Annotated in this window: 16 protein-coding genes; 13 read left to right on the forward strand and 3 right to left on the reverse strand. The window is 67.8% G+C overall.

What is annotated here, in order from left to right; genetic code table 11:
• The first annotated feature begins 35 nt into the window (after positions 1-35).
• From AC1RCO_RS02130 to AC1RCO_RS02160, 7 genes are all read left to right on the forward strand, one after another.
• A complete protein-coding gene (locus AC1RCO_RS02130; protein WP_492617317.1) occupies positions 36-1958 on the forward strand; it encodes a phytase in 1923 nt (640 codons plus the stop codon).
• Between the two features lie 81 nt (positions 1959-2039).
• Complete coding sequence (gene tolQ, locus AC1RCO_RS02135) at positions 2040-2750, forward strand: protein TolQ (RefSeq protein WP_011061988.1); 711 nt, start codon at positions 2040-2042, stop codon at positions 2748-2750.
• A 16-nt stretch (positions 2751-2766) separates the two neighbouring features.
• On the forward strand, positions 2767-3213 hold the full coding sequence (gene tolR / locus AC1RCO_RS02140; protein WP_492617318.1) for a protein TolR: 447 nt from the start codon (positions 2767-2769) through the stop codon (positions 3211-3213).
• The gene (locus tag AC1RCO_RS02145; protein WP_492617319.1) at positions 3210-4016 is read left to right on the forward strand and encodes an energy transducer TonB; all 807 of its coding nucleotides are present in this window, start codon (positions 3210-3212) and stop codon (positions 4014-4016) included. The genes tolR and AC1RCO_RS02145 overlap by 4 nt, the downstream gene beginning before the upstream one ends.
• Before the next feature lie 197 nt (positions 4017-4213).
• Positions 4214-4621, forward strand: a complete 408-nt coding sequence (locus tag AC1RCO_RS02150) for a c-type cytochrome (protein ID WP_019093750.1) — start codon at positions 4214-4216, stop codon at positions 4619-4621.
• Positions 4622-4707: 86 nt separating this feature from the next.
• The gene (locus tag AC1RCO_RS02155) at positions 4708-6036 is read left to right on the forward strand and encodes a D-arabinono-1,4-lactone oxidase (RefSeq protein WP_170866355.1); all 1329 of its coding nucleotides are present in this window, start codon (positions 4708-4710) and stop codon (positions 6034-6036) included.
• Positions 6037-6121: 85 nt separating this feature from the next.
• Entirely contained in the window at positions 6122-7327 is a 1206-nt protein-coding gene (locus AC1RCO_RS02160; RefSeq protein WP_161467416.1) for a DSD1 family PLP-dependent enzyme, read from the forward strand.
• 226 nt (positions 7328-7553) lie between these two features.
• Here AC1RCO_RS02160 and AC1RCO_RS02165 read toward each other — a convergent pair whose 3' ends face one another.
• A complete protein-coding gene (locus AC1RCO_RS02165; protein WP_492617320.1) occupies positions 7554-8498 on the reverse strand; it encodes a SphA family protein in 945 nt (314 codons plus the stop codon).
• Positions 8499-8758: 260 nt separating this feature from the next.
• Between AC1RCO_RS02165 and AC1RCO_RS02170 the strand changes: the two genes are divergently transcribed.
• The 3 genes from AC1RCO_RS02170 (at position 8759) to AC1RCO_RS02180 (ending at position 11960) form a co-directional block, all read left to right on the forward strand.
• Positions 8759-9796: an AraC family transcriptional regulator gene (locus AC1RCO_RS02170; protein ID WP_492617321.1), complete on the forward strand. Its 1038-nt coding sequence runs from the start codon at positions 8759-8761 to the stop codon at positions 9794-9796.
• 290 nt (positions 9797-10086) lie between these two features.
• Positions 10087-10974, forward strand: a complete 888-nt coding sequence (locus AC1RCO_RS02175) for a Dyp-type peroxidase (RefSeq protein ID WP_492617322.1) — start codon at positions 10087-10089, stop codon at positions 10972-10974.
• A gap of 17 nt (positions 10975-10991) precedes the next feature.
• Positions 10992-11960, forward strand: coding sequence for a Gfo/Idh/MocA family protein (locus tag AC1RCO_RS02180; protein WP_492617602.1), 969 nt, complete (start codon positions 10992-10994; stop codon positions 11958-11960).
• Positions 11961-12155: 195 nt separating this feature from the next.
• On the opposite strand, the gene AC1RCO_RS02185 is transcribed toward AC1RCO_RS02180, so the two are convergent.
• Both AC1RCO_RS02185 and AC1RCO_RS02190 read right to left on the reverse strand, forming a co-directional pair.
• Positions 12156-12893 (reverse strand): TorF family putative porin, encoded by a 738-nt coding sequence (locus tag AC1RCO_RS02185; RefSeq protein ID WP_019093757.1) that lies wholly within the window; start codon positions 12891-12893, stop codon positions 12156-12158.
• A 101-nt stretch (positions 12894-12994) separates the two neighbouring features.
• The gene (locus AC1RCO_RS02190; RefSeq protein ID WP_492617323.1) at positions 12995-14737 is read right to left on the reverse strand and encodes an amidohydrolase; all 1743 of its coding nucleotides are present in this window, start codon (positions 14735-14737) and stop codon (positions 12995-12997) included.
• Positions 14738-14840: 103 nt separating this feature from the next.
• Between AC1RCO_RS02190 and AC1RCO_RS02195 the strand changes: the two genes are divergently transcribed.
• The 3 genes from AC1RCO_RS02195 to imuA are packed head-to-tail and all read left to right on the forward strand — an operon-like array spanning position 14841 to position 17031.
• Positions 14841-15758, forward strand: coding sequence for a LysR family transcriptional regulator (locus AC1RCO_RS02195; protein ID WP_011061976.1), 918 nt, complete (start codon positions 14841-14843; stop codon positions 15756-15758).
• A 38-nt stretch (positions 15759-15796) separates the two neighbouring features.
• The gene (lexA, locus tag AC1RCO_RS02200) at positions 15797-16414 is read left to right on the forward strand and encodes a transcriptional repressor LexA (protein ID WP_015636117.1); all 618 of its coding nucleotides are present in this window, start codon (positions 15797-15799) and stop codon (positions 16412-16414) included.
• Positions 16414-17031: a translesion DNA synthesis-associated protein ImuA gene (gene imuA / locus AC1RCO_RS02205; RefSeq protein WP_011061974.1), complete on the forward strand. Its 618-nt coding sequence runs from the start codon at positions 16414-16416 to the stop codon at positions 17029-17031. The genes lexA and imuA overlap by 1 nt, the downstream gene beginning before the upstream one ends.
• The last annotated feature ends 6 nt before the right edge of the window (positions 17032-17037 follow it).

Raw genomic sequence — 17037 nt, forward strand, 5'->3', positions numbered from 1 at the left:
CGGGCCCTTGCCCGACCGCACACCCAAGGATTGTGATGAGCACTGTATCGACCGCAAGAAACCGCCTGCTGGCCCTGTGCATTGGCATGACCTGTGGCGCCGCCCTGGCTGCCCCCAGCGTGCCCGGCCTGAACCTCAAGCCCTGGGCCGAGCAGACCCCGGGCGTTACCGGCCTGGGTTTCGTGCCCGCCGGCACAGGCGCCGACCGGCTGCTGGCCAGCGAACGCGAGGGCCTGTTGCTGGTGGATGAACAGGGCCGCCAGCTGGCCCGCTTCAAGGGCTCGTTCAACGGCCTGGACAGCCGCGCCGCCGGTGGCCAACTGCTGGTGGCCAGCCTCGACAACCAGCGCCAGCAGGCACTGCTGGTGAGCCTCGACCCGGCCAGCCGCACCTGGGGCCAGCCGCTGTACCTGCCCACTCGGGACTACCCGGTCAACGGCCTGTGCCTGTACCGCGACGAGGCCAGCAACCTGTTCCTGTTCCTGGTGGGCGAGGAGGGCAAGGGCGAGCAGTGGCTGGTGGGCCACGGCGCGCAACTGAGCGCCGAGCCGCAGCGGGTACGTGGCCTGCCCCTGCCGCCGGAGGCCAAGTTCTGCCAGGTGGACGACGCCGCCCAGCAACTGCTGGTCAATGAACAGAATGTCGGCTGGTGGGCCTACCCGGCCCATGCCGAAGCCGACACCGCGCGCCAGCCGGTGGCCCTGCGCGCGCCCTTTGGCGACATCAGGAAAAGCGCCGGGGCCATGGCCCTGGTGCCGGGCGGGGTGCTGGGCCTGGACCCGAAGGCCGCGCAACTGCACCTCTACCAGCAGCAGGAAAAAGGCTGGGTGGCCCAGGCCACGTTGCCCCTGGCCGGCCTCAAGGAACCGGAAAACATCGCCCTGCGCGCCAGCGACAAAGGCCAGCAGGTCTTGCTGCGCGATGACGAGGACGGGCGCCTGTACCAGGGCCAGTTGAACTGGCAGGCCACCCCGGTGGCCCTGCCGCCGGTATTGCCCACCGTACAGGCGGCGGCACAGAGCGAGCCGGTGGGGCGCCAGGGCGATGCCGCCGATGACCCGGCGATCTGGGTCCACCCGCAGCAGCCCTCCCTGAGCCGGGTGCTGGGCACCAACAAGAAGCAGGGCCTGCTGGCCTACGACCTGCAGGGCAAGCTGTTGCAGGAGCTGGCAGTGGGGCGCCTGAACAACGTCGACGTGCGGCCCAACTTCCAGCTCGGCGAGCGCCGTGTGGACCTGGCCGTGGCCAGTAACCGCGACCGCAACAGCCTCAGCCTGTTCGCCATCGACCGCGCTAGCGGCGAGCTGAGCGAGGCCGGGGAGGTGCCCACGCCGCTCAAGGAAATCTACGGCATCTGCCTGTTCCAGCCGGCCAGTGGCGAGATCTACGCCATTGCCAACGACAAGGACGGCACCTTCGTCCAGTACCGCCTGAGCGCCCCCGGCGGTACCGCCCAGGGCGAGCTGGTGCGCCGGTTCAAGGTGGCCAGCCAGCCCGAGGGCTGCGTCGCCGATGACCAGCGCCAGCGCCTGTTCCTCGGTGAAGAGGACGTCGGCGTGTGGGCGGTGGATGCCCGGCCCGAGCAGCCGGCGACCCTGCACAGCGTGATCAAGGTCGGCGGCCTGTTGCAGGCCGATGTCGAGGGCCTGGCCCTGTACCAGAGCAACGCCCGCGACTACCTGGTGATTTCCAGCCAGGGCAACGACAGCTACCTGGTGCTGGATGCCGAACCGCCGTTTGCTTCCCATGGCGCCTTCCGGGTCAGCCTCAACGCCCGGGCGGGGATCGACGGCGCCTCGGAAACCGACGGCCTGGAAGTCACCTCGGCCAACCTCGGCGGGCCCTGGAGCCAGGGCCTGCTGGTGGTCCAGGACGGGCGCAAGCGCATGCCCGAGCAGACCCAGAACTTCAAGTTCGTGCCCTGGGCCGAGGTCACCCAGGCCCTGAAGCTGCCCTGAGCCGGCGGTCATCACCTTGTCATTTGAATGTCATCGAATAGCCCCGCCAGCCCAGGCGGGCACCCGAGAAGGAGTTCCACCATGCAGGCCACACTCGAACACATGAGCATCTGGGGGCTGATCAGCGATGCCAGCCTGTTGGTCAAGGCGGTGATGCTGACCTTGCTCCTGGCGTCCTTGCTCAGCTGGTACCTGATCATCCAGCGTGGCGCCGTGCTGCGCGGTCGTGAGCAGCGCTTCCAGGCTTTCATCCAGCGTTTTCGCGCCGCCCCCGAGCTGTTGCCGCTGTACCGCGAAGTGGCCAAGGGCAGCGACGCCGAAGGCGGCGTGGAGCCGATCTTTGCCGCCGGCTACCAGGAGTTCAGCCACCTGCGCGGCCAGCCCGGCGGTGCCGGAGAAGGGGTGCTGGAGGGTGTGGAACGGGCCTTGTACGTGGCCATCAGCGAGCAGGAAACCCGCCTGGAAAAGGGCCTGCAGTTTCTCGCCACTGTGGGTTCGGTAAGCCCCTATATCGGCCTGTTCGGCACCGTGTGGGGGATCATGAATTCCTTCCTCGGCCTGTCCCAGGTGCAGCAGGCGACCCTTTCCACCGTGGCCCCGGGCATTGCCGAGGCGCTGATTGCCACCGCCATCGGCCTGTTCGCGGCCATTCCCGCGGTGATTGCCTACAACCGCTTTTCGGCCCGCAGCCAGACCCTGCTGACCCGCTACTACGCGTTTGGCAATGAACTGCAAGTACGCCTGCATCGCACCTTGCAGGGTACCCCGAGCCACCTGGCCGTGGCCGCCTGAGAGAAGGAGCAAGCCGATGTTGACCCGGCCGCAACGCAAGCACGGACCCAAGGCGGAAATGAACGTGGTGCCCTACATCGACGTGATGCTGGTGCTACTGGTGATCTTCATGGTCACCGCGCCGATGCTCACCCAGGGGGTGAAAATCGAATTGCCCAAGGTCGCCAGCGAAGCCCTGGCCACCGACAGCCGCCAGCAGATCCTCACCCTGTCGGTGCAGGCCGGTGGCGGCTACTACTGGAACCTGGGCGGTGAACTGGACACCCGGAACCAGACCGACAGCGCTGTGGACCTTGAGCAGATGCGCGCCAAGGTGGCCCAGGTGATTGCCCGGCGCGGCGACACCCAGGTGTATATCCGCGCCGACCAGGACGCCGCCTATTCCAGCGTGGTGGCGGCCATGGCCGCGTTGCAGCGGGGTGGGGTACACAACCTGGGGCTGGTGACCGAGGCCCCGCAATGACGGCGATGATCATGCACAACCCCACCGCGATGCCCCTGCGGCCCGAGGCGTCCGGCTTCTGGCGCAACAGCCTGGCGGCCAGCCTGGCCCTGGCCCTGCACGCCGGAGTGCTGGTGGCGCTGGTGCTGGGCTGGTCGGTGGACAAGCCGCAGGTCGAGACGCCGCCGGTACTGACCACCCAACTGGTGATGCTGGCGCCGCCTGCCGCCCCCGCGGAACCGCTGCCGGCGGTGGCCGAGGTGGCGCCACCGTCAACGCCGCCGCCCGCGGCTGCGCCGGAGCCGGCCAGGCCCCGGGTTGACCCCCAGGTACAGGCGCAGAAGCTGGAGCAGGCGGCCCTGGCGCGCAAGCGTGTGGAAGACAAGAAACGTGAGCAGGTGCAGGAGCAGCAGCGCGAGCGCCTGGAGGCCGAGCAGCGCCAGCGCGATACCGAGCAACGTGTGGCCCAGGAACAAGCGCAGGCCCAGCGTGCCGAACAGTCGCGGCTGGCTGCCGAGCGCACGCGCCAGCAGGCGGCCCAGGCGGCGGCCGACAGTCGCCAGTACCAGCCCCTGAGCAAGGAGGCCCCGGACTACCCGCAACGGGCCCTGGACAAGAACCTGGAAGGCGACTGCACCGTGGAATACAGCGTCAACCCCCAGGGGCGGGTGGAGAACCCCAAGGTCATCGACGGTTGCCACCCCCTGTTCATGCGCCCGTCCCTGGCAGCGGTGGCGACCTTCCGTTATCAGCCGCGGCTGATCGACGGCCAGGCGGTAACGGTGCCGGCGGTGCGCAACACCTTCCACTACCGGATCAAGTAAGGCGCGGGGCAGGCATGGGCCCGTTGCCATGCAGGCAGCCTCTGGCTGACCGTGCGCGCCCTGGCTGGCCGAGCCTGTCCCCTTGGCTGGCCGCCAATGCCCTCAACCCCGGGGCGCGGGTGTCTTAGTGTGGCCGGGTGTGGTCCGCCGCTGTCGCCGGGGCGGGCCCCTTGCCCTGGCCGCACTGAGGACCGCCGATGCCCACTGTCACCCCCGCCTGTTTGCGCCCGTTGCGGCGCCACTCCTGGCTACCGATTCGTAGCGCCCTGGGCCTAGCCCTGGGGCTGCTGCTGAGCGCCTGCGGCGAGGCTGAACCGCCTGCTGCCGTGCGCCTCGACGCCGCCCGCCAGAGCCCGGCCGACCCGGCCCTGGCCCAGGTCTACGCCAGCAGCTGCCAGCTGTGCCATGCCAACCCGGCCTCCGGCGCGCCCCTGGCCGGCGATGCCAAGGCCTGGGCGCCGCGCCTGGCCCAGGGCGCCGACACCCTGCTGGACCACAGCATCAACGGCTACCAGGGCATGCCGCCCATGGGCCAGTGCATGCAGTGCAGCGAAGAGCAGTTCCTGGCCCTGATCAGCTTCATGTCCGGCCATTCATTCCAATAAAAAGCACAGGTTCCCCCTTCATGGTCATGCACCTTTCCCGACGCCGGCTGCTGCAAGGGGCCGGCGCCCTCGGCGCGTTCAGCGCGCTGTGCAGCAACCCGCTGCTGGCCGAACTGGCCCGCGCCCCGCGGCTGATTCCCTGGCGCAACTGGTCCGGCGCGCAAAGCTGCCTGCCCCAGGCGCGGCTGGCGCCCAAGGACCTGGATGAACTGCGCCAGGTGGTCCGCCAGGCCCCGGGCAAGATCCGCCCGGTGGGTGCCGGGCACTCCTTCAGCGCCCTGGTGCCCACCGACGGCACCTTGCTGTCCCTGGCCTATTTCAACGGCCTGCTGGACCACGACCCCAAGACCCTGCAAGCCGAATTCGCCGCCGGCACGCCCATGTCGCTGATGGGCCCGGCGCTCAAGGAGGTGGGGCAGGCGCTGTGGAACATGGCGGATATCGACTACCAGACCCTGGCCGGGGCGATTGCCACTTCCACCCACGGCACCGGGGTCGGCTTCGGTTCCTATTCGTCCCGGGTCTGCGGGCTGCAACTGGTGACCGCCAGCGGCGAAGTGCTGGACTGCGACCCCCGGCGCAACGCCGAGGTGTTCCACGCCGCCCGGGTGTCCCTCGGCGCGCTGGGGGTGGCGACCCGGGTGCGCCTGCAGAACCGCGAGGCTTATCGCCTGCGGGAAAAACAGTGGATCGGCAAGACCGAGGAACTGCTGGAGGACATGGACAACCTGACCCGCGACAACCAGCACTGGGAAATGCTCGTGGTCACCCACTCCGACTACGCCCTGGCGGTGGCCCTGAACGAAACCACGGAGCCGCCGACCCCGCCCACCGATCCGGCCGAGGAGGGCGGCAACGAGTTCGTCAACCTGATCGAAAACCTCGACAAGTACGTCAGCGACTTCCCCGAGACCCGCCGCCACCTGCTCAACAGCCTGCGCTGGCTGGCGCGCTTCGATGAGCGGGTGGGGGATTCCTACCAGATCTACGCCAACGTGCGCAGCGTGCGCTTCAACGAAATGGAGTACTCGGTGCCGGCGCACCTGGGGCCGGCGTGCCTGCGGGAAATCCTCGCGCTGATCCGCGACAAGGACCTGCGCACCTGGTTTCCCATCGAGTACCGCTACGTCAAGGCCGACGACATTCCCCTGAGCATGTTCGAAGGTCGCGACAGCTGTTCGATCTCGGTGCACCAGCACTACAGCATGGACCACCACAACTTCTTCGCCGCCGTGGAGCCGATCTTCTGGAAGTACCAGGGGCGCCCGCACTGGGGCAAGCACCACAGCCTCAACGCCCGCACCCTGCAGGGGCTGTACCCGCAATGGGCAGCCTTCGCCAGGGTGCGCCAGGCACTGGACCCGCAAGGCAAATTCATCAACGCCCACTTGGCCTCGGTGCTGGGTGTGGCGTGAACAGGAGATGCGCACAATGAACCGTCGTCATTTCATGGCCGGCACCCTGGGGGCCGGAGTCTTGCTGGCCGGTGTCGGCGCCTGGCTGCGGCCCGGCGACCGGGGCCTGCCCTACAGCCCGTACTTCGCCGAGCTCAATCGCGAGCTCAAGGCCCACGGGCCGATGCAACCGGTGATGCTGATCGACCTGGATCGCCTGGACCACAACATCGATGTGGTCATGCAGTCGGTGCAGCGCGGCGGCAAGCACCTGCGCCTGGTGGAAAAATCCCTGCCGTCGCCCGGGCTGCTGGCCTACATCGCCCAGCGCGCCGGTACCCGGCGCCTGATGTCCTTCCACCAGCCGTTTCTCAACCACGACGCCGAGGTATTTGCCGACGCCGATATCCTCTTGGGCAAGCCCCTGCCGATCCGCGCCGTCGAGCTGTTCTACCAGCAGCTCAAGGGGCCGTTCGACCCGCGCCGGCAACTGCAATGGCTGCTCGATACCCCCGAACGCCTGCAGCAGTACCTGGCGCTGGCCCAGGGCCTGGGCACGCGGATGCGCATCAACATCGAACTGGATGTGGGGCTGCACCGTGGCGGCGTGGCGGACCATGCCGTGCTCGGGCAGATGCTGGCGCTGATCAGCGCCCACCCCCGGCACCTGGAGTTTGCCGGGTTCATGGGCTACGACCCCTTTGTCGACATGGGCGTGCCGGGGATTCTGGGCTCGCCGCAAAGCCTGTTCGACCAGGTCATGGCGCTCTACAACGGTTTTGTCGACTTCACCCGCCAGCAGTACCCGGCGCTGTGGCACGCCGGCCTGACCCTCAATACCGCCGGCAGCCCCAGCTACCGTCGCCACGAGCAGGAATCCCTGAGCAGCGAAGTGTCGGTGGGCACCGCACTGCTCAAGCCCAGCCACTACGACCTGGCGTCCCTGGAGCAGCACGTGCCGGCCGCCTTTATCGCCACCCCGGTGCTCAAGAGTACCGGGCCGGTGCGGATCCCGGCCCTGGACGACAAGTCGCGGCTGTTCTCCTGGTGGGACCGCAACCAGCGCCAGACCTTCTTCATCTATGGCGGCCACTGGCTGGCGGATTTCGAATCGCCGGCGGGTCTGCAGAGCAACGAGCTGTTCGGTCGCAGCTCCAACCAGGAGATGGTCAACGGCTCCCGCGCCGTGGGCTTGCAGGTGGACGACCAGGTCTTCCTGCGCCCGCAGCAGAGCGAAGCGGTACTGCTGCAGTTTGGCGACCTGCTGGCCCTGCGCGGCGGGCGCATCGTCGAACGCTGGCCGGTGTACTGATCCCACGTATAGCCCTTGCCTGGCGATCCTCCGTCGGAGCGCTGTCGGCCTTAAGAACGCCGCGTCCCTACGGGCCGTTCGCAGCCTGCGGCAGCGGCTACACGAAACGCGTCCCGGCAACCGCCTGTAGCCGCTGCCGAGCCCCGGCGAGGCTGCGCAAAGGCCCGCAGGGCCTTGCCTGGCGATCTCCCGCCGAGCCCGCAGCGGCTTCAGGCTGCCGCGGGTTTCACAGGGCAAAGGGAATGGTCAGCTTGGCCCAGAGCATGTCGCCCTCGGGGCGGTTTTCCACATCGAACTCCTTGGCCCAGCGGATCTCGGCGCTGGCGTACTTGAGAAAGCGCAGGTGCAGCGCCGGGCCGATGGCGAGCACTTGCCCGCGTACCCCGTCGCTCACGTCCTCGCCCATGAAGGTCACGGTCTTGCCGTGCTGTTTGTCGTCGGTGGTCTGCTTCAGGTAGTAGCCGTTGAGCCCCAGGCTCAGGTCGTCGGTCAGGCGGTAGCTGGCCGAATAGTCGAAGTGGAAGATCTGCCCGGAACGGTAGTGGGTGGCGTGGTTTTCCTGGTTGAAGCTGTAGGTGCTCTTGAACGACAGCTCGGTGCGCTCGCTGGGCAGCCAGGTCATGGAGAACAGCGGCTTGTAGGTGGTGAAGTTGTTGCTGGTGTTGGCCAGCCGGTCGGCATCGTACTGCCCGGTGGGCAGGGTCACTTCCAAGGCCGCGCCCAGGGTCAGGTCGGGGCCCATGTCCCACAGGATGATCGGCGCGAAGGTGGTATCGCCCATGCTTTCGCGGCGGTCGCTCTGGCCGTACAGCGACACCTGCTGGCGCAGGTAGGGCTGGGCCACGTAGCCCCCCAGGCGCCCGCCCAGGACCCGCAGCGGGCTCAGGTAGTCCAGGCGCGGGATGATCGCGTCGGAGGTGATCCTGACCTCCTGGACCTTGCCGCCAAAGGAGCTGATGTCGAGCTTCCTGGCCTGGTAATGGTTGTAGTAGAGGTTGAAGGCGAACATGTGCTCCGGGAGCTGGTCGGGGCTCAGGGGCAGCACGTAGAAGCCGTCGGTGCCGGGGCCGATATTGTCGACCCCGGATTCGGTGGCCTGGGCATTCAGGCTGGCGCAGGCGGCCAGGGCCACGCCCAGGTGCAGGGAGCGAGTGAGGCGGGTCGGGTGCATGGTAGGGCTCATTCTTATTGTTAGTGGGGGCGCGGCGGCAGGCACGCCGCCCGCCCCATAGAAATAAGCCCTGGGCCGGGCGCGGGGCAGGGTATTGGCGGACAGGGAGGGGGACTTTGTCGGACACTTTGCAATGTTTTGTTACATTCCCCCGTAAAACCCCAGGCAACGGGATATGCTTGAACCGCCGGTGAAGCCTTGGCACCGGTGCCTGACCGACAATAAAAACAGCCGCTCAAGCGGCCCGGAAGCCCACTCCCATGCAGATCAAAGCCGCCGATGCCCACGACCAGCTGGCCCTGGTTTCACCCTTCCTGCTGCAGACCCTGGCGGATGTCGCCGAAGCCAAGGGCGTCAGCGCCGAGCGCCTGTGTCGCGGCCTGGGCTTTACCCTGGACGACCTGCAGGACCCGACCCTGCGCATCTCCTACCGCCAGGCGGTGGCGATGATCGAACGTGCCCTGGCGGCGCTGCCGCAGCAGGGCCTGGGGCTCTGGGTCGGCAGCCGCAATGTGCTGGGCACCCTGGGCCTGCTGGGGCATGCGTTGTCGTTGTGCCGGACCCTGGGCGACGCCTTCGAGCTGGGCATCCGCCATCAGCACACCTCCGGCACCATCGTCACCGCCGATGTCGGGCGTCAGGGCGAGGAGTTCTTTGTCGAACTGCAATGCCGCCTGCCCTATGGCGAGGTGCAGATCTTTGCCGCGGAAGAATTCTTCGCCAGCCTGCTGATCTATGGCCGGGCCCTGGTCAGCGCGGATTTCCAGGCCCTGCGGGTGGAGTTCATGCACGCCGCGCCGGCCTATGCCGAGCTCTATACCCGGTTGCTGGGCCCCCACGTGCAGTTCGGCTGCCTGCAGGCGCGCATGGTGATCGAGGCCCGCTGGTTGCAGGCGCCGCTGCCCAACCATCATCCGGTGGCGCTGCGCCAGGCGCTCAAGCTGCTGGAACTGGAAAGCGCCCAGGTGCACCAGAAGATGGACCTGATCCAGGCGGTGGAGCGCGCCCTGAGCCGGGACCTGCGGGCCGGCAGCCACATCGAGCAGGTGGCGGGGGATTTGAACATGAGCGGGCGCACCCTGCGCCGGCGCCTGACCGAACACGGCCTGACCTTCGAGGCGCTGCTGGAGCGGGTGCGCCAGGCGCGAACCCTGAACCTCTTGGGCAACCCGGAGCTGTCCATCGAACGCATCACCGAAGAGGTCGGCTACAGCGACGTGCGCAGCTTCCGCCGGGCCTTCAAGCGCTGGACCGGCCTGAGCCCCAGCGCCTTTCGCGAAGAGGCGGCGCTGCATTGAAGGCCGCCCTGTAGCCGCTGCCGAGCCCGCGAGGCTGCGCGAAGGCCCGCAGGGCCTTGCTTGGCGATCTCCCGTCGAACCTTGAGCGGCCTCAAGATCCCCGCGTCTGCTGCGTCGCAATGCCGCCCATGCCGTTCTCAGCCTGCGGCAGCGGCTACACAACCCCGGCCCGGCCTTTTCACCACGGCCTTGCAACGTCGCCGCGCAAGCGGCGACAAGCCTTGCCCGTTTCGACGCTGACGCCGGCAGCCCATGGCGGTAAACTCCTGCGCCTTTATTCAGGAGTTCCCATGAGTTACTACCAGCCCGGCATCCTCGCTGCACCCGTTCCGTCCCAGGCCCGCCACCTGTTCTTTGCCCTTGAGTCCATCGAGGCGTTGCCCCAGGCCCTCGACCAGTTGCTGGCACGGGTGGATGGCGCAACGGCGGTGGCAGGTTTTGGCGCGTCGCTGGTCAAGGCCCTGGGCGCGCGAGTGCAAGGGCTCAAGGCGTTCCCGGCGCTGACCGGCGTGGGCGTGGACAACCCTTCGACCCAGCACGCGCTGTGGGTCTGGCTGCACGGTGATGATCGCGGCGAGCTGCTGCACCGCAGCAACGAGCTGGCGGCCGCCCTGGCCCCGGCCTTGCGCCTGGTCGGCATGAACGAGACCTTCCGCCACAAGACCGGCCACGACCTCACCGGTTATGAAGACGGCACCGAAAACCCTCAGGACGAAGCCGCCGTGGCCGCGGCACTGGCCGAGGGCGAAGACGGCCTGCGCGGTGGCAGCTTTGCCGCGATCCAGCAGTGGCAGCACGACTTCCAGGGGTTTGCCGCGATGCAGCAGCAAGAGCGCGACCACATCATGGGCCGGCGCCTGAGCGACAACGAAGAACTGGACGACGCGCCGGTCTCGGCCCACGTCAAGCGCACCGCCCAGGAAAGCTTCGCCCCGGAAGCCTTTCTCGTGCGCCGCTCGATGCCGTGGATCGAAGGTGACAAGGGTGGCCTGATGTTCCTTGCCTTCGGCCACACCCTGAACGCCTTCGAAGCCCAACTGCGGCGCATGAGCGGCCTGGAAGACGGCATCACCGACGGCCTGTACCGCATGAGCCGGCCGATCACCGGGGGCTACTACTGGTGCCCGCCGCTGCACAAGGGCCAGCTCGACCTGCGCGCGCTGCAAGCGTCGAAATGAACACCGGGGCCGAGCCGCTGAAGACCGTGCGCTGGGGCATGATCGGTTGCGGCAGTGTCACCGAGCGCAAGAGTGGCCCGGCCTTCTACAAGGTTCCGGGGTCGGCGCTGGTGGCGGTGATGGGCCGCCGCCCCGAGGCGGTGCGCGACTATGCGCAGCGCCATGGCATTGCCCGCTGGTACACCGATGCCCAGGCCCTGATCGACGACCCCGAGGTGGACGCGGTGTACATCGCCACGCCCCCCGACAGCCATTACGCCTACAGCCTGCAAGTGGCCGCCGCCGGCAAGCATTGCTGCGTGGAAAAACCCATGGCCCTGCATGCCGGGCAAAGCCTGGCCATGCAGCAGGCCTTCGAGCAGGCCGGGCTGCATCTGTTCGTCTCCTATTACCGGCGTTCCTTGCCGCGCTTTGCGCAGGTGCGGCAATGGCTGGCGGATGGGCGCATCGGGGAGGTCCGGCACCTGCACTGGAGCCTGAGCAAGGCTGCCTCCGAGGTCGACCGCAGCGGCGCGGCCAACTGGCGTACCGACCCGCAAGTGGCCGGCGGCGGCTATTTCGCCGATTTGGCCAGCCATGGTCTGGACCTGTTCCAGTACCTGCTGGGCGATATCGTCGAGGTGGCCGGCTTCAGCACCCGCCAGGCCGGGCTGTATGCCGCCGAGGATGCGGTCAGCGCCAGTTGGCGCTTCGCCTGTGGGGCGCTGGGCAGCGGCGCCTGGAACTTCGTCGCCGACCGCCGGGTAGACCGGGTGGAAATCGTCGGCAGCCAGGGGCGCATCACTTTTTCCGTGTTCGACGAGCATCCGCTGCAACTTGAAGCCGAAGAGACCCTGAACCTGTTCATCGACAACCCCGCGCACATCCAGTGGCATCACGTGCAGGGCATGAATGCCCATATCCGCGGCCAGATCCGGCACCCGGCCCTGGCCAGCGAAGCCCTGAAGACCGACCGGGTGATGGACCGCATCCTGCAGCGCGGCTGATCCCAGGGCGCATGCCTGTCGGGCCCCTTCGCCGGCAAGCCGGCTCCTACGGGGTTTGTGGGGCGCATTGCCGGCCTGTTCCTGCGGGCTTTTGTAGGAGCTGGCTTGCCAGCGAAGGCGGCCTTGAGGCGGGTGCCAGTCGTTCGGGCCCCTTCGCCGGCAAGCCGGCTCCTACGGGGGCGGGCGGCTGGTCGCTCAGAAGGTCTTCTTGATGCTGGCCACCCAGGTCGCTCCGCACAGGTCGCTGAAGCCGTAGTTGCTGGTGCACTGGCTGCGGGACAGGTCGGTGTCGATGTAGCTCAGGCCCAGTTCCAGACCGGCCATTTCCCGGGTCAGTTTGGCTTCCCATTCGTGGTAGCTGTCTTCGCCCTGGCCCGAAGCGCGGATCAGCCGCGGGTCCTTGAAGTCCATCTGGCCGTAGCGCAGTTGCAGCCCCAGCTCCAGGGGCAGTCGGGTCTCGTAGCCAAGGTAGCGGTACAGGGTGCTCTGCTGGCTGTCGATGCCGGGGGCATCGTCGGAGTAATAGGCCCCCAGCTTGACCCCGTAGACGCTGAGGATGCCGTACACCTCGCTCTGGTTGAACTGGGCTTCCCGGGGGTAGCTGTACTTCAGGTAGCCCAGGTCCAGGCTGATGTCTGCGCTGGCCTGCCACAGCCAGCCGCCGTAGTAGTCGACTTCCTGGCGGGTCTTCAGGCCACCGCCGAAATCGACGTTGGAGCTCCAGGTGCCCAGGTACAGGCCGCTGCTGTGCAGCAGGGTCACGGCCGCCTGGGCCGCGGGGTCGTTCTGGGTCTGGGAGATGCCGCGGGTGCGGTAGTCGCTGGCCAGGGTCAGCTCCAGTTCCACGGCCAGGTCGTCGGTCAGGGGCAGGGCGTGGCCGGCCTGCGGCAGCAGGCACACGGCGCCCAGGGTGAGCAGGGTGAGGGTCTTCATGGGTATCCCGTTGTTGTGATTGTTATGGGGGAGCGGGCAAGGCGGCGCCGTACCCCGGCGTCACCAGGGCGCGGGGCAGGCGGTGCAACGGTGGCGCGGGGTCAGAGCGGGCGGCTGTAGATCTCGCGGCCGGCGAACCAGGTCTGCAGCACCTGGGTTTCATGCAGGGCCTTTTCGTCCACGGTAAACACGTCGCGGTCGAGGACGATGAAGTCGGCCTGCTTGCCGGCCGTCAGCGAGCCGATCTGCTGTTCCAGGCCCAGGGTGCGCGCGGCATTCTGGGTGTAGGCATAGAACAGGGTTTCGCGGTCCAGGCGTTCGTCGGCGTTGAGCACCCCCAGTGGCCCCTGGCGGGTGATGGCCTGGGCCATGGCGTTCCACGGGTTGGGCGACGACACCGGCCAGTCGCTGGCGCCGGCGAGGGTCGCGCCCTGCTTGAGCAGCGAGTGCGCCGGGTACTGGTAGCGGAACGCCAGGGCGCTGACGTAGGGCTTGATCATGTCCAGGGTGTAGTCGTCGGCCGAGGCCCAGAGCAGTTGCATCGAGGCAATCACGTTGAGCGGCTTGAAGCGGGCGAACTCCTTGGGGTTGACCATCTGCAGGTGGGTGATGGAGTGGCTGATGCCGCTCTGGCGATCCTTGCGCGCCTGCTCGATGCCGTTCAGCGACTCACGCACCGCACGGTCGCCGATGGCGTGGATGTGCACCAGCCAGCCGCGCTGGTCGATGGCGCTGACCAGTTCGCCAAAATGCGCCGGGTCGATCAGCAGTTCGCCGGGTTTGTGCGAGTTGCTGTAAGGCTCGAGCATCGCCGCGCTCTGCGCCGGGTATTCGATCACCCCGTCGGCGAAGATCTTGATGCCCGGCAGGGTCAGGTTGGGAATGCCCTGGAACTGTTGGCGCACTTTGTCCAGGGTGTCGAGGTCGGCCGGCCGGCTGCGGGGGTTGGCCACCAGCAGGGCGGCGACGTGGGCGGTCATCCCGCCGCTCTCGGCCAGGGCCTTGTAGGCCGGCAGCACGCCGACGGTGTGCTCGGTGGGCTTGAGGGCGAACACCGCTTCGCCGGGGGCGGCGTTGGCGGCCGGGTCCATCCAGGCGGTAATCCCCAGGCTGTTGTTGTAGTGCAGGGCCGACTGCGCGGCGCGTAGCATCTGCTCGGGCCCCGGCCCCGGCATTTTCGCGGCCACCCGGTCCCAGCCGGCGTCCACCAGGAAACCGTTGGGGCGGCCGTCGGGCAGTTGGCCGATGGTGCCGCGTTCGGCCTCGGGCAGGCTCTTGAGCAGGGCGGCGTCGATCCCGGCGCGCTGGAGCATGAAGTCATTGGCCCAGGCGGTATGGTGATCGCTGCCGGTGAACACCACCGGTACGCTGGCCCATTCACCCTGGTTGAAGCGCTGGCCCAGGGCCTGGGCCTGGGCCCAGTAGGCCGAGCTCATGCCGGCGATGCTGAGCACGTCGGCATGCCGGGCGCTGCCGTCGTCACGCCAGGCGCGCAGGCGTTTTTCCAGTTCGTCGAGGCTGACCACCTCGTCCTGCAGGTTGGCGCCGGTCATTTCCAGGCCACCGAAGATCGCGTGGGAGTGGGTGTCGATCAGGCCCGGCATCAGGGTCTTGCCGCCCAGGTCGACGACCCGGGTGTGGCTGTCGATCAGTGCCTTGATCTGCGTATCGCTGCCGGCTTGCAGGACCTTGCCGTTCTCCACCGCCAGGGCCTGGACCTTGGGCTGGGCGCGGTCGGCGGTGAACACCTGGCCGTTGAGCAGCACCAGGTCGGCGGCGGCCATGGCTTCCAACGAGGCAAAACTCATGGCGGCCAGTAACAGCGTGGGGGTCAATCTTTTCATTGAACATTTCCTTGTTATTGCGTCTGATCGCCAGCTTAGGGACTGCCCGCAGCGGGCAGAACGGCTGCTTCACGAAAAACATTTTTGCCTGGGTGGAAAAACCATGGACAAGTTGAATGCCTTGAAGATGTTCGTGGTCACCGCCCAGCTGGGCAGTTTCAGCCGGGCGGCGGAGCAGTTGGGCAAGACCCCCTCGGCCCTGACCAAGGCGGTCAACCACCTGGAGGCCGAGCTGGGTTCGCGCTTGTTCGAGCGCAGTACCCGGCGCATCGTGCTCACCGAAATCGGCCGGCTCTACCTGGAGACCGCGCGCCAGGTGCTGCAGCGGCTGGAAGAGGTGGGCGAGGAGGTGGAGCAGCTGCAGCACGGTCTGCGCGGCAACCTCAAGGTCACCGCGCCGCTGGCCTACGGCCAGGCATTCCTGGATCAGGTGTGTGGCGGTTTTCTTGAGCAGTACCCGCAGATCAATCTGCAAGTGGACCTGTGCGACGAGTTCGTCAACCTGCTGGAAAGCGGCTACGACCTGGCCCTGCGCGAAGGCCATGACGACCTGCCGGGGCTGATTGCCCGGGTGGTCGGAAGCAACCGCCTGGCCCTGTGCGCCAGCCCGGCCTACCTGGCGCGCAAGGGCCGGCCGGTGACCCCGCAGACCCTCGAAGAACATGAATGGCTGCTGTATCGCCACCCCTTGCTCAGCCGGGAGTTCTGGTGGGTCGAGCGCGACGGCCAGCGCCTGAGCCTGCCCCAACCCCAGGCACCACGCCTGCGCAGTGACAATTACGACCTGCTGCTGGCCAATGCCCTGGCCGGGCGCGGCCTGCTGCACACGCCGCTGTGGAGCGCCGCACCGTACCTGGCCGACGGGCGCCTGGTGCGGGTGATGGCCGACTACGCGATCGACCCGGACAGCTTCGGGCCGCACATCCTCGCGGTCTACCCCAGCCACCGGCGAGCGACCGCCAAGGTGCAGGCATTCATCGACTATGTCAGTGGCTTCCTGGCCAGCCGTGGCCTGGACTGATTGGCGGTTCTTGTCAGATAAATCCGAGAGGAGTACAAATGTACTCCATGACGACTTTATCTCCCCGCCGCACTGCCATCCTGACCTTTATCCGCGAGCGCATCGCCGATCACGGCCAGCCCCCGAGCCTTGCTGAAATCAGCCAGGCGTTCGGTTTCGCCTCGCGCAGCGTGGCGCGCAAGCATGTGCTGGCGCTGACCGAGGCCGGGTTCATCGAGGTCAACCCGCATCAGGCCCGGGGCATTCGCCTGCTCAACCAGCCACGGCGCCCCGAGCTGCTGGAGATCCCGGTGCTGGGGCGGGTGGCCGCCGGTGCGCCGATTGGCGTCGATGCCGACATACACGGCCAGTTGCTGCTGGACCCGGGGATGTTCTCCCGCACTCCGGATTACCTGCTGCGGGTCCAGGGCGATTCGATGATCGACGACGGCATCTTCGACGGTGATCTGGTGGCAGTGCGCCGCAGCAGTGAGGCGCGCAACGGCCAGACCGTGATCGCCCGCCTCGACGGTGAGGTGACCATCAAGCGTTTCGAGCGCAAGGGGCAGGGCATTCGCCTGTTGCCGCGCAACCCGGCCTACCAGCCGATCGAGGTCACGGCCGACCACGAACTGTTTATCGAAGGCGTGTTCTGCGGTCTGGTGAGGCAAGGCTGATGGGCGCCGTGGTCGCACTGGATTCGCTGTTCAATGCCGGGCGGGTGTGGAAAGGCCGCCCGGCCGCCGCGCCTGCCAGCCCGCAGCCCACCGGCCATGCCGCCCTGGATGCGGTGCTGCCTACGGGCGGCTGGCCGGAAGCGGCACTGACCGAAATCCTCATTGCCGCCCAGGGTCTGGGCGAGCTGCAACTGCTGTGGCCGAGCCTGGCGCGGCTGAGCGCGGCGGGGGAGCGCATCGTGCTGGTGGCGCCGCCGTTCGTGCCCTATCCCCAGGCCTGGCAGAACGCCGGGGTGGATGTGCGCCAGTTGTCGATCATCCAGGCCGGGGAGCGTGATGCCCTGTGGGCCGCCGAGCAGTGCCTGCGTTCCGGCAGTTGCGGCGCGGTGCTGTGCTGGCCGCAGCAAGCTGACGATCGCGCCCTGCGGCGCCTGCAGGTGGCGGCGGAAAGCGGCCAGACCCTGGCCTTTGCCTACCGCCCCCTGGAGACGGCGCGCAACCCCTCGCCGGCGGCCTTGCGAATTGCCGTGCAAGGCCGTCCCGGGCAGTTGCGGGTGCTCAAGTGCCGGGGCGGGCTGGCCCATCCGGCGCCTATCGCCTGGCCCGCCGGGCACTGAGGTTGG

Source organism: Pseudomonas sp. GW823-FHT03E05 (assembly GCF_058796855.1).

What these genes read in the sequence shown, in the direction of transcription:
- AC1RCO_RS02130 (WP_492617317.1), top strand. Translation starts at nt 36, where the DNA reads ATGAGCACTGTATCGACCGCAAGAAACCGCCTGCTGGCCCTGTGCATT.
- tolQ (WP_011061988.1), top strand. Translation starts at nt 2,040, where the DNA reads ATGCAGGCCACACTCGAACACATGAGCATCTGGGGGCTGATCAGCGAT.
- tolR (WP_492617318.1), top strand. Translation starts at nt 2,767, where the DNA reads ATGTTGACCCGGCCGCAACGCAAGCACGGACCCAAGGCGGAAATGAAC.
- lexA (WP_015636117.1), top strand. Translation starts at nt 15,797, where the DNA reads ATGTACTCCATGACGACTTTATCTCCCCGCCGCACTGCCATCCTGACC.
- imuA (WP_011061974.1), top strand. Translation starts at nt 16,414, where the DNA reads ATGGGCGCCGTGGTCGCACTGGATTCGCTGTTCAATGCCGGGCGGGTG.
- AC1RCO_RS02145 (WP_492617319.1), top strand. Translation starts at nt 3,210, where the DNA reads ATGACGGCGATGATCATGCACAACCCCACCGCGATGCCCCTGCGGCCC.
- AC1RCO_RS02195 (WP_011061976.1), top strand. Translation starts at nt 14,841, where the DNA reads ATGGACAAGTTGAATGCCTTGAAGATGTTCGTGGTCACCGCCCAGCTG.
- AC1RCO_RS02175 (WP_492617322.1), top strand. Translation starts at nt 10,087, where the DNA reads ATGAGTTACTACCAGCCCGGCATCCTCGCTGCACCCGTTCCGTCCCAG.
- AC1RCO_RS02165 (WP_492617320.1), bottom strand. Translation starts at nt 8,498, where the DNA reads ATGCACCCGACCCGCCTCACTCGCTCCCTGCACCTGGGCGTGGCCCTG.
- AC1RCO_RS02170 (WP_492617321.1), top strand. Translation starts at nt 8,759, where the DNA reads ATGCAGATCAAAGCCGCCGATGCCCACGACCAGCTGGCCCTGGTTTCA.
- AC1RCO_RS02185 (WP_019093757.1), bottom strand. Translation starts at nt 12,893, where the DNA reads ATGAAGACCCTCACCCTGCTCACCCTGGGCGCCGTGTGCCTGCTGCCG.
- AC1RCO_RS02150 (WP_019093750.1), top strand. Translation starts at nt 4,214, where the DNA reads ATGCCCACTGTCACCCCCGCCTGTTTGCGCCCGTTGCGGCGCCACTCC.
- AC1RCO_RS02190 (WP_492617323.1), bottom strand. Translation starts at nt 14,737, where the DNA reads ATGAAAAGATTGACCCCCACGCTGTTACTGGCCGCCATGAGTTTTGCC.